The organism is Winogradskyella sp. (genome assembly GCF_013213835.1).
Taxonomy (GTDB): Bacteria; Bacteroidota; Bacteroidia; order Flavobacteriales; family Flavobacteriaceae; genus Winogradskyella.
Map to the genome: position 1 here is coordinate 1 of NZ_JABSSU010000016.1, position 13,421 is coordinate 13,421.

Consider the following 13,421-nt stretch of genomic DNA (forward strand, 5'->3'; position numbering starts at 1 on the left):
CTATCAACAATTAAAGACAATATAAAATTTGAAAAAACTTTCAATACTAATCTTAATTATTATTTGGGTGAAAACGATAATTTAGACTTATTTAAAGGCCATAAAACATTGCAACGATTTCAGGGTTTAATTGGTTTTTCAAATAAAAACAGAGAATATCTATTTAATACTTTTGGGCACTTTATTAAGCCCTACAACATTAGTACTATTTAACAAAAAAACCGCTTCATTACAGGTAGTTTTACATTCTAATTCTCAACTATCTATATGTAACTTTACCAGAGTCAGTAATTACAAAAACCTTGGATTTAATATTCTCAATATAATTATCCAATTCTTCACTATAATATTCAGTTAATATATTAAAACTAAACTGCCCTTTATTAAAATTAAAATTCTCGATAGTAGTATTATTCTCACCTTCTGAAACTTCACTTGCTATGATCTTTGAATCTAAAACTTCTAAGTCTCGACTAATAACTGACATGAAATAATCACCACATCCTCCTCCTGCTATACAATTAAACCTATATAAGTAAATATCAAATTCTTTGTAATTGTACTTTGACAATAATTCCAAATAGTTATACTTTCTCATATCAACTTTTTCTGTTAATTGACATTTGACATTCTCGAAATTGACTTTAATATCTAATTTTTCTTCATAAGGTATTGAATCAAAAAAATGCTTGTATTGCCTACAATTTATAATTGTGTTTTTGCTCTCTAAAGCCGTATTATGAACTGTGTTGTCCTCATTAACTTTATGATCAATATTAACACATGAATAAATACATACTAACATCAATATAAAAATTCTTGTTTTCATAAATTATTCATTTTGATAATTATCAGTGAAATTTTGAAAGTTTAAAAAGAAATTTGATAACCAAGTCCAAATATCTGCTGCATTATTTTCTTCTCCCGTTCTGTAGGTATGACCAACTGAGTGTCTTCCTTCTCTATAAGTTCTCCAGTCATACTCTACCTTTCCTACACTTTTGGGCGCATGTATTATTTGAAACCTTGTTACATTACCATTTTTATCTTTTTGAACTTTCCCAGTGGCTACCATTACGTGTGTTACTGTTCCCCTTTTATTTTCATAAAACACTAAATCCCCCATTCCTATTAAATTAGCATTTTCATGCAAGATACCTGTCCCTTCTTCCATAGCATCAGCAAACTGTTGCCTTTGATGGTGGGCTGTCCCTACTTTTAAATCACCCATTAATTTATCTGAATCAGAGTTAAAAGCAGTAGATGCTAGTCCAGAGCAATCAATTCCAAAAGAACAACCTTGTGAAACACCATATTGATCATAAATACCTTGCGTTGTCCCTTGACCATCAAAATAACCATTTTTCAAATCAATAGATGTATTCACCAAAGATCTTTTTTCTTCTGCTAATATAAATGAATCTACTAATCCATTAAATGATTCAATGTAAATATAAGCACCAACAAGATGTTTTTGAGGTTTTTTACCACCCCATTCATACATGGTTCCTAGAAATGTACGAGCCGATCCCAAAATTTCAGGCGGGTCTGGTGATTCTCCATTTTTTTCCTCAAAATAAATAGGATTATTTGCTGCGTAAACATATGTGGATTGTAGATGAAACTCTTCAGCTAATGGATCAATACTTACAAATCTTATTGTAAATTGATCGTATAAACGAGCACCGTAATAGTATAAATTCATCCCATTTTCAACTTGTAATTCTTTTCCATTGTACTTATACTTCTGTGCTACACTATTACTATTAGCGGACACGATACTGTTGTAACCTTTTTGAAGACCACCAAACGGATAATAGTTATTTTCCTCTAAAATCTCTAAAGATCCTGAAATAATTTCCAAATTATCTAAATAAAAATGTGTTAATATCCCTTGATCATTACTCTGGTGCGATTTATCAAAACCTAAGCTAACTCTTACACCTTGTTGCATCGTATGAGTGATAACATGATGACCTGAACTGACATCAGGCTCATAATACACCACACTACCAATATTATTACCATTAATGTCTTGTTCACTCATAAACATACGAATTTTATCGGTGTTACCTGTATCTATATCTAATCTAACAGTTACTTCTTGTCCTGGGTTCAGTGTAGCATCAGTAGGCACTCGTATTCCATTAAATTGGTTTGTCACTTCAACTTTTAGTCTTCCATTTTCAACCGTAATTCCACCTTGACCAAAATAATTTATATCAGCCGTATCTCCATCTGTATAAAAGGCATTATTCATTAAAGATTGGTAGTTATTTGGATTACTATAAGATAATCTCACATTACCTAAATGATCCTTGTATTGATAAACATAGTTATAACCTATGTTAGTTGGTTCAGTATATCCTTGAGGGTGAGAGAAAAACTTAAGTTGATGGCCACTTCCATTATCTTCATAAATAAAATTACCAGCATAATCAGTTATTGAACTAGAACTCACTATTTTTCGTAGCTTTATTCCATTGGCATCATATATATAAGAAATGTTACCCTCATGATCACTGCTAGATATTTCTATATATGTCGGTAAATTAAGGTGATTATAATCAATGTTAAGTATACCCTTGTTTAGATCTTGAATCATATTTCCATTAACATCATACAGATAATCATTGGGATCAAGATTACCATCAATAAACCCATCTTTTGAACCATTGTCTGATACAGATATAAGTTTATTACTATTTGATTGATAGGTATAGTTTAAGTCATCAATGACGTCCATCAAATAACTACCAGTAACTAAACCTATTCGTCTCAGACTTGTGATGTTACCGACCTTATCATAATTAACATTTGAAAGATCATAATTCTCAGTGACATTGGGATTACCAACTAGAGTATGATTACCAAGATACCTACCCGTCTTTATTCTATTAAGAGCGTCATAGGTATAATCATACCCTCTTAGTTTGTTATCATTTGCTGTTATCCATGAAGTTTCAGAAATATTACCATTAAACAAGGCTTTATTTAAATCTTGTGGATTGTTATAGTCTATCTCAAAGGCAAATAAATCTGTTCCTAAACTTGAAGGGGTATTAATTGACTTCAACCAACCTCTAATGTTATAGTCATAATCAATCGTTTGTAGACCTGTTGATGCTTCGGGTGTAGCGTTTGCCATACCACCAATATTTTTTTGTTCTAGTTGACCTAACTCATCATAATGGTTATTTACAATAAGTTCTATTTGACCTGAGTTATCTAGCTCTTGTGTCTGAGTGAGTAATCTACCTGAATGGTCATAAGTAAAGTAATCTTCAATGATAATAGGATTATTAGTGTCTTTAATATGTTTGGTTTTCGTCTCTAAAACTTTACCTACAAAATCAAAATCGCTTTCTATTATATCCAAGGTATTGAGGAAATCATTCTTACTAACAGAATAAATTGGCATGGCTCTATCGTCGTAATAGACTACAGAAGTAATCCAATCATTAGTATCTAATACCTTTACCTTATTAACAGTAGCTAAAGACCTTACATTAAGAATATCAATAGTTTTATCATAAACCATATCACCATGATTCTTTATAAGATCAGCACTAAGTCCTAAATTATTATAACTATCATAATAGTTGACAGTTAACAGTTCTAAATTGGTATTTGGCAAAGACTGATTAGTGTAGTCAATGGTTATAGCACCAATGACAGTTGTTGCAATACCTCTTGCCTCAAATTGTAACGATTGTGAATTGAGATCAGCTTGTAGCTCTAAACGGGCTGCATTCTCGTTCTGACTTGCCGATGCATATTTATGTATTCCAGTATATACAACACGTCCGAATACATCATATTTCATGAAATTCCAATCTTTATTTATGCGTTGTTTGGCATCTTGGGTTAAAACAGGTTGATCTAATTTGTTATATACAATGTATTCCCAACCTTTTCCTGGGATTTTCTTCTCTATAAGTCTATTCCTTTTATCATAATGATAGATATAGCATGAACCTTCTATTGCATTTGTATTAATTAAAGGACTTGTATTTGCCGCATTTGGAAAAAATATGCCTCCAAATGAATTACCAAGGCCACTTCCTGTAACTACTATATTATTATCTTGAAGCTCAAAATCATAGTTATAGGTGCCATCTGATATAGTTCCCAAATATTGATTTTCGAGACGTCTCGATAGACCTAAATTTAGAACCACACCTTGTTTTAATGAAAGTACACTTGTTGTATTAATGTTGAAACTAAGTGTGATTAGATCGTTTTCATCTACGGTGACATTAAGACCACCTTGACCTCCATGTATATTATTTAAATAAACATTTAAAGGGTCTTGATTGGTTGTACTGGCATATTCTAATACATCACCTTCATGATCATCCGCGAACCTGCTGTCTATATCTACAAAATGCGTCCATAAAAACCTTTGATCATAATCCAATGTTGTATTACTATTGAATACTTCATTTATCCCATTGAGTTTACCACTACCTTGAACATGTATTGCGTTATCACGAATACTAAATATATAGGAATAATCAGTTCCACTAATACGTCCCAATTCAGTATCTCTATGTGTCCCATAATCACGAAGTGATATCAACTCCCCGTTTTGAAGTTCTAAGGGTTCTAATGAAGAAAAGTTAATACTAAATATTACTTCTTCGCTATCATCAAAAGTATTGACTGAAAAACCACCTTGTCCACCATATGCATTATTAATGTCTGCATTTAGTAGGTTTGAATTATCATAATCTTGTAACAATCGATTATACTCTTCTGCAAAGTTACTATCTACCTTAGCGAGTTGCACCCATGAGTAATTAGTTATTGAAGCTGCACGGCCTGTACTACTCTGAATTAGCATTTCATCTGTTGCAGTTGGCGGTAGCACATAAGTTAAATTACCAAAGTCGTCATATACATAATAAGTATCATGACGTTCTTCATTATTATAAGTACGTTTTAAAATAATCTGACCTTCCTTGTTTTTAAACTCTTCGGTTGTATGATCCTTACCTGCAACCCAGTTTTCATCTTTCGTAATAGTCTTATACAGTTCATTGGAGGCATAATGTCCAGAATAAATCAATTCTGTCTCTTCAGTATTATTATTGGGATGTAAGACATCAAAATGAATCACATTGTCATACGAATTATTAGCATGATTAAAAGGGTCTAGTTGATTTAAGGAATTAGTTGAATAATCAAATCTTATAGTATGACTATTACTCATAGACCATTCTGAACCAGGTGCAGCTTGTTGTAGCACTCTTCCAATAGGTGAGTCTTCTAGTCTTTTTTCACTATAAGGGTTTACAGCACCATTTAAGTCCTCTGGAAATTTATTTAAGTACTGAGTATTTAATAATGAAATCTCCCCATTTACAGGTAATAAGCCTACGTCTAAATCTAGAGAAGTAGTACTTCTAGAATATGGCAAATACTCTCTTAACTGTCTACCGAATTCATCATAGATAAATGGAGTAATAATGTCCTGTTTATTACCACCAGCTTGTTTGGCAATACTTTGTATTGGACGTCCAAGTCCATCAAAATAGGTGATGGATTCTATTTTATCATCGTCACTAAGTGCATTGAGTGTCGCTTGGTCTTGCACCTCTGTTTGAGGTGTAGTGTTCTTAATATAGTTTTCTGTTGTAGTTTGTGCCAAAGCTAAGCGAGACACAAAACATAAGGCTATGATATATATTAAATTTTTCATCAGTTGTGTCTGGTTTTAGTTTTGGTTTGCGTAATGGTATTCGTTTTTACTTAAGATATTACCGTCTTTATCCTTAACCTGTTTCAGACGATTAAACGCATCATATTCGTAATAGGCTATTTGACCATTAGAATCAGTCATGCTGGTGACACCTATAAGTGGATCATAGGTGTATGTGCTTACCATAGATTGAGGGAAGGCTTGTCTTAAATTATCAAGAGCTGTTCTTAATGCATCTTCTGATGCATCATCTACATCCAAGTTTGAAGCTACTTTAACAGCATTAATGGTAGAATCTTGCGAAGCTGTTGTATTGTCATAACTTGCATTTTCTATCTTAGCTATTGGATAGGTATCACCATAACCCCAAACGTACATAATAGAACTTCCATCGGTTTGATTTATTTCTAAAACATTGCCTTTTGAGTCATAATCATAATCAAGAACTCTTTTTGAAAGATAGTCGTTTCTTGGATATTCTGTAATTCTATGTAATTCCTTATATGAGTCATTATAATTATAATTCAGGATAGATTTAGTTTCACCATTTGTAATTATTTTAGTGCCATTAGGTTTATTTAAAATGTTATAGATACCAGCATTTGTATTAAGATTATTAGAAGGAAAAAAGTTGTTTCCAATAATATCACTTCCTGAATTATAGGTAGTTTCTTCAACTCGGAAAACATTTCCAGATTCATCTTTAATCTGTTTCTCTGTGAGCATATAATTATTATTATATGTGTTTAAGGTTTCTGAAAATTTTAAGCCGCCATTATCAAAATAAGAAGTCACCTTTTGTTTTTCTATTAATGATTTAGTTTGCCTTAAAGGATAAAAAAAGAAGAGACTATTATAAAAATTACAATACCCAAAACTACCAACATAAGCACTGGTTCCAATAGGTATATGTTTCACATTATAGGAAGTCTCGAGAGATCCATTATTTTGGTCAGTAAATGGAACAATTGATTTATAATCTATTTCAATTGATTGTTTAATATTTCCATTTGCATCATATACATCCTCCTTTATTAAAAGACCATTGTCCTCATCTGTCGCTCTTATTGAGTAGCCAAACTGATCTATTTGACTTGCTGGAACCGAACCATAATTCCCAACGACTTGACTCAGTCTTAAGTCAGGTACATTACTGTAAAAACTCTCTATTCTTCCATTATCAAACCCACTTAAATCTTTTGTCCTGGTTATCACAGAATCGTAACCTATACCATTGCCATTTCCTAACAAAGAGGTCTGAAAAATATTTGAATAATAACATTCTAGACTGTTATAAATGTTTATAATTTTTGTGGCATCAGGGACACCACCGACTGGTCCATAAAATGGAAAATTGGCTCGTCGAATTTGATCCCTATTCATAAATACATAAGGCGTAAGATGCTTTCCACCATTATATGTATACTCAGTAATTTTTGCTATATCATTTACAGATGAAGTTGTTGTCCTATAATCTACTACTTTACTAATCCTAAGGCCATATCCCTTACTATTACTTTGAGGATTATCTATTGTAAAACTATTACCGTTAAAGTTTTGCCTATTATCATAGTCAGGAAAATATATATTGTCAAAAGTGTTTAATTCATAGTGAAACTCTGTACTTCCACCTGTAGGATAAACAATACGATTCAGCATTCCCACCTTACAATTATCAGGATGCGCTGATTTATTTGATAAACCATTAAAATCCGTGATTAATGGCTCAATACCCCAAATAGGAAGTGTATTTAAATCTTCAATTAATCTAAACGGATTTTTATGAATTGTTTGATTATTTAGACCATTATAATATCCCCAGTAGTCAAAAGAAAGTGAATTCTTATCAGGCATAAAGTCACCATTATATTCAAAACTATATGACTTTCCATTTACATTGACTCCATCTAACCGTAGTCTTTTCTGCTTATCTACTGTGTGATTTTCGTTAAAATGAGAATACTCGAAGTAAATTGATTTTAAAGTTGTGTTTCCTCGCTTAATATTAATGGTATCAATTTTTTTATCATGGGGTAAATCAATTCTATTACTTAATTGAAATTCAACTTCAGCGTCTTGAAATAATATTCGCTTTAAGATTGATCTTTCTTCATAATTATAGGAAAATGATTCTTTCTCGTATATCTCAGCTACAGGTGCTGAAGTAATGTGCATTATGTTTTCTATTGGCCCGTCAAAGTAGCTTTCCCCTAATGCTCCCTGTTGAATAGAAGAATGAGCTAACTTTCTGAAATATATACTCCCACTTGATGGATTTTGACTTTTTACAGTTGGCAACATTTCATATTCAAATAAAACCTCATTGCCATGAACATCAACTATTTTAGTTATTTTCCAAGTTCTACTTTTACTTGTATAATTAAAACCCTGTCTCGGGTTATAATTCTGAGGTATTTCAATGAAATTATTATACTGGGTTTGTGTCTTAGTACTAAATTCAGTTGTAGTAGATGGTGCCGATGTTCCACCAGGTGAAGTTGTATTGGTGACCAACTCCTCTTCAAACCAATATGTTACTCCCGAAGGATCAACTATTTTCCATTTATAAACATCAGTCATATTTGGATTAGATTGAGCAATGGAATATTCAATTTTATACTTCTCGTTATTTAATACTCTACCTTTATTCCCATCTAAATAAAATGAAATATTGTGACCGAAGAAAGAGGCTTGAAAAATATCACGCTCAACATCTACTCCAAGATATTCGTTATTCAAACTACTAGAAGTATAATTGTAGAAACTACCATTAACTGGAAATAACATGTCGCCGTCTCCTAATGAACCCCCACAGCCTTCAGATTGTAGTTTTATGATTGAATACTCGTCTTTTTTAGGTGTACCAATAGACAACTGTAATCGATTAGGATCATAAGAATCCTGAACCACCAATTCACCCTGATTTGTAGGATATGTCGAAAGAATATTCTGTGGATTTGGTGCCCAATAGTAGTCTGGAATTACTAACTGATGATTATGACGTAAGTCATCCTTACCCAATACATTCTGAGAAATCATTCCTGAATTAAAATACCAACCTAATCCGACCCTTGAGGCCTCTTCATCAACTCTAATTCCGTTTGAACTATACGATATATTAAGAGGGATATTAATACCGCCTGTGGAGATAGTATACAAAGGTATTGTCATGCTATGTCTTCCATTGTACTTTGAAATTTCTTGATTTCCATACTTTTGAAACAAATACGCTTGAGGTGATTTTGGTTCTTGAACCTGCACATTAAATTGAGCATGGACAAAACTATTCAGAAGTAATAATAAGAGAATGAAATGGCTTTTCTTCATGATTATGATGCTAAAAAAATTATTTTCTACTTAAAAAAATGGTATTTTAAGTACTGAACTTTATTGCATCAATTTTAATGAATCAACAGCTTTTAAAAGATAGTTTTACCTTACAATAAGTAGGTGAAAACCATAAAAATTTATACTCAAGAGTTTATTGAATTTTAATTCTAAAGTCGGGGATTTTTATATATGCCAAGTTAAGGTGGCTGAAACTAATAGTATTTCATAGAAGTATTGAAATTCGTTGTTCTTACAATCAGCTTAATTCAATCTTATATGACTAATACAATTTTCATTACCTTTCGATGCATTAAAAAAAAAGGATGAACATTACATTCATCCCTTATTAATTAATTTAAATTACTTAAAGTCTCGTCATTAGTGGCTTGCTCATCAACTAATCTGACCCATTTCCAAAGAATAGAGGTTCACCAAAATGTTATTGGTAAATATGAGCGTGAGGAAGCTAAACCGTCGATTGAGATTGCCAGCAAATTAGCTGATATTTTTAATGTGTCTTTGGATTATCTTGTTGGTAAAACCGAATTTCTCGTTGATGAGGATATTTCCAAGCGTATCTTAACTATCCAAAAATTTCCCGAAGAAGACCGCAAGCACATTTTATTTGCTATTGATGCCGTGATTAGAGATACTAAAGCTCGGTTGGCGTATTCTTAACTAAAAAACCACCTCGTTAGAAGTGGTTTTTCTCTTTATTTAGTTATAATAATTTACCAAGTAATATAGTACAGTGTAATTTCATCATCATAGTCTCCTATTAGCTTCATACTATGTGTATTTTTATTATAAAAGCCTATTGACATTTTAAGTTTTATTAGACAAACCTTATCCCTATTAAACTTTAAAAAATCCCATCCTTTTTTTCTTTCCACTTTCTCTGATGAAGGTAAAGAAGAATTTGAATTATATTCTTTAGCCTCCTCAATCACTTTTTCATCAATGAATTTATACATACTCGGGAAAGTTATATGATTTGCTACTATTGTATCTGTCTTCTTTGACTTATAAAAAGATGGAAGGCTATGCTCGGACTTACAATCCCTATTATATAATATTCTGCTATATTGGGGTATTTTAGAAGATTTAACCGAAATTCTATAACGTATATCTACTTCATCATATTTAATGGAAGACTTCTTAATCACTTTCCAATATTCAAAGTTATCTTCATAATTTACCCCTAATAATGTAGGTTGATACGTGTTTACAGTATCATATTCTAAATGATTATCATTAACACCTTGTAATGTTAAGAATACTTGTAATGCTAAAAGATACAGTATTAGTCTCATTGTTTTAAAGTTAATTTTTTCTTATTTAAGAAACTTGTACCTCCTTTATAAGTACCTATCACTTCTATAGTACCGCCTAGTTTTGCAGGTAAAACAGTCGTTGTACCTCCAGTATTCAAGTTTTTACCATTCTTTTTAAATCTCTGATATGGTTTTTTCAGAATAGATTTTAAATTAACTGTTTGCGGTAATGTCATATCACTATATGATGATTTGTAATCCATAACACCTCCGACATTTTCTCCTAGACCAAAAATGTGCCCTATTTCGTGAGCTCTAGTTTCATCAGTAGCTAAAGAGGTTTTATTATAAATCTTTTTACTATTTCTAGTAATACCCGCATTTTTTTGCTTCTTTAATGATTTAAATTTCACAGAACCAAAAATAGCTGTGGCTTCCTTTGCATAAGCTGGGTCGCTTAACTCTGAAATATAATTTCCCTTTGAGTCTTTGTCGGCTAAATCTTCTGCTTTTTGTCCCTTTCCTGCTACAGAAGAATTTAAATCAAATGAGATTGCATAATCTATACCATCCTTAGTAGTATATGTACCTGTCATTTTAGCCCATGAATCTATTGCTTTTTGATTTTGATTCATTGCATTTTTATTATCAAAATAAAAGTTAGCAGATATAACAATTGTCTTCTTCTTATGGTCAATAGTAATACCATAATCTTTACCATCATAATCAACAAACATAATAGGATTGTTTCCTGCGTAATGATATGGACTATGATTAAAATAATCTTCTGCGTGTGGGTCAACACCATTCCAACGACCAGTCCAAGTATCGTACATTCTCGCTCCGTAATCGTACATATCTAAGCCAAGCTCATCCAACATTTCCTTACCATTATATTTAAACTTTTGCGCCACGCTATTGCTGTTGGCACTCACAACATTATTGTAACCTTTGTGAAGCCCACCAAAAGGATAATAGTTGTTTTCTTCTATGATCTCCAATACTGGTATTGACTTGTTATTCTGGTTCTTGTCCATGTATGTCAACCTTATGTTCCCTAAATGATCCTTGTATTGGTAAATATAGTTGAACTGTGATAACTTTCCTAATCTTATAGGTTCTACATAACCCTCTGCATGTGAAAACATTTTTAATGTCCCATTCTCATAAATGTAATTCCCTGCATATTCTGTTGTATTTCCAGTACTCACTATCTTCTTTTGTTTCACTCCTGTGGCATCATAAATATACGTAATATTTCCACCTGGTAGACTTACATTTGTTGGTAAATTCAAATGGTTATAGCTTATTGATGTGATACCCTTATTAGCATCTGTCAGCATATTACCATTATTATCATAGGTATATTCTGTAGTGGTGTTTGATCCGTCCTTAAAACCATAGGTTGTATTAGCACTATCATCCACTTTCTTTAATCTATTACTACTATTCTCATATGTGTAAGTCAATTGATCCATAACACCGAAGTGACTACTTATATTTCCATCTGGTGAAGCCACTACATGTCCGTTTCTTGTTAAGCTTAAGATATTCCCATTCTTATCATAGCTGATGTTGTTTAGGTTATATCTGTTATTACTATTTTGACCGTAAAAACCAGCACCTTTGATTCTGTTTAATGCGTCATATTCATAAACATAGCTATATAACACTTCATCACTCTCTGTCTGCCAGTTAATCTGTGATATATTACCATTAAATAATCCGTCCGCACCTGATTGACTTGGAGTGTTATACTCTATCTCAAAACTAAATAGATCACCCTCTAATTCATTAATCGTATTGATGCGTTTCAGCCATCCTCGTATATTATACTCGAAGTCTACATCCTGTAAACGTGATGTCACGTTCTCCTTATTACCAACACCCTTCTTAACCAGTTGTCCTAAGTCATCATACTTATTATTTGATATAACCTCTGGTAAGGCCGCATTATTTAATAACTGCGTATGTAGTGTTAGCCTATTCATATGATCATAGGTGTATTTATCCTTGACATCTATGGTATGAAAGTTTTTATTATGACTAGAGGTGGTCTCAAGCACCGCACCGTCAAAAGTTAATTCACTCTTTATTTTATCTATACTTCCTAAATAATCATTTTTTGAGTACACATAAATCGGTCTTGACTCTTCATTATAATATGTCACTGTTGTAATCCAATCATTAGTACCTAAAACCCTCACTTTACTTCCCGTGGCTAAGCCTTTCACATTTGTAATTGGGGTGATACCATATGACGACTCTGATAAACCGCCATTGAGATCAAAATAGTAATTGTCGTAGTAATTTATGGTATGGATTTCATCTAATGTGGTTGGGAATACATTAGAAGTGTAATACGTGTTCATAAAGCCTGTACCAATGCTGTTCTTAGTTTCCCATATGGTTCCGCCACTGTTGTTGAATATATTCTGAAAATCAGTTCTGGATCCATTGGTATTCTTGATTCCGGTATACACAACTCTTCCAAAGATATCGTACTTTGTAACCAACCATTTATTTGCATTCTTCAACTCTTTGTCTTGAGTCATTACCGGTTGATCTAATCTGTTATAGATGATAGATTCCCATCCTTTACCTGGAATCTTCTTTTCTACTAAACGGTTGCGGTGATCATACTTATATTGATAACATAATTCGCTCAGTTCTGTAGCATCTGGTTGTGCTGTATGTGCCTCTGACTTTGGTGGTAACACAAAGGTTAAATTACCAAAATCATCATAAACATAATAGGTGTCATGAGCTGTATCATTCTCATAGGTACGTTTTAAAACAACCTGTCCCTGCTTGTTTGTATACTCCTCGGTGGTGTGGTCTTTATCTGTGCCACTGTGATTCTCGTCTCTAGTAACTGTTTTATACAGTTCATGCAAACCATAATATCCATTATCGATTAAGGTAGGCTCATAAGTCACCGTATTGAGTACTTGACTCTTTACTAGTGATACTTTATAATGTCTCACCTCTGTAGTATTGGTATTAGTGAGATACTCCATCTCAATCTCATGTCCATTACCCATCTTCCAATCCTTTCCCGGTGCCGCCTGTTTCATAACCCGGAGGTCTCGAGTTCAAATCTCGATCTCGCT

Annotated in this window: 6 protein-coding genes and 1 pseudogene; 2 read left to right on the forward strand and 5 right to left on the reverse strand. The window is 32.6% G+C overall.

What is annotated here, in order from left to right:
• A pseudogene (locus tag HRU50_RS15730) lies at nucleotides 1–213 on the forward strand (hypothetical protein); the annotation flags it as partial.
• 46 nt (nucleotides 214–259) lie between these two features.
• Here the strand turns inward: HRU50_RS15730 and HRU50_RS15735 are convergent.
• From HRU50_RS15735 to HRU50_RS15745, 3 genes are read right to left on the reverse strand one after another with little or no spacing between them, the layout of a single operon-like run.
• Nucleotides 260–829, reverse strand: a complete 570-nt coding sequence (locus tag HRU50_RS15735) for a hypothetical protein (RefSeq protein ID WP_296352230.1) — start codon at nucleotides 827–829, stop codon at nucleotides 260–262.
• Nucleotides 830–832: 3 nt separating this feature from the next.
• On the reverse strand, nucleotides 833–5,704 hold the full coding sequence (locus tag HRU50_RS15740) for a DUF6443 domain-containing protein (RefSeq protein WP_296352232.1): 4,872 nt from the start codon (nucleotides 5,702–5,704) through the stop codon (nucleotides 833–835).
• 15 nt (nucleotides 5,705–5,719) lie between these two features.
• Nucleotides 5,720–9,031, reverse strand: coding sequence for an RHS repeat domain-containing protein (locus tag HRU50_RS15745; RefSeq protein ID WP_296352235.1), 3,312 nt, complete (start codon nucleotides 9,029–9,031; stop codon nucleotides 5,720–5,722).
• 384 nt (nucleotides 9,032–9,415) lie between these two features.
• Here HRU50_RS15745 and HRU50_RS15750 point away from each other — a divergent pair, with 384 nt between their 5' ends.
• Nucleotides 9,416–9,712, forward strand: coding sequence for a helix-turn-helix transcriptional regulator (locus HRU50_RS15750; protein ID WP_296352237.1), 297 nt, complete (start codon nucleotides 9,416–9,418; stop codon nucleotides 9,710–9,712).
• A 53-nt stretch (nucleotides 9,713–9,765) separates the two neighbouring features.
• Here the strand turns inward: HRU50_RS15750 and HRU50_RS15755 are convergent, their stop codons facing one another.
• Together HRU50_RS15755 and HRU50_RS15760 are read right to left on the reverse strand one after the other, a co-directional pair.
• Nucleotides 9,766–10,347 (reverse strand): hypothetical protein, encoded by a 582-nt coding sequence (locus tag HRU50_RS15755; protein WP_296352239.1) that lies wholly within the window; start codon nucleotides 10,345–10,347, stop codon nucleotides 9,766–9,768.
• Nucleotides 10,344–13,385 carry an RHS repeat-associated core domain-containing protein gene (locus HRU50_RS15760; protein WP_296352240.1) on the reverse strand — a complete coding sequence of 1,014 codons (3,042 nt, stop codon included), beginning with the start codon at nucleotides 13,383–13,385 and terminating at the stop codon, nucleotides 10,344–10,346. Before HRU50_RS15760 ends, HRU50_RS15755 begins: the two co-directional genes overlap by 4 nt.
• Between the last annotated feature and the right edge of the window lie 36 nt (nucleotides 13,386–13,421).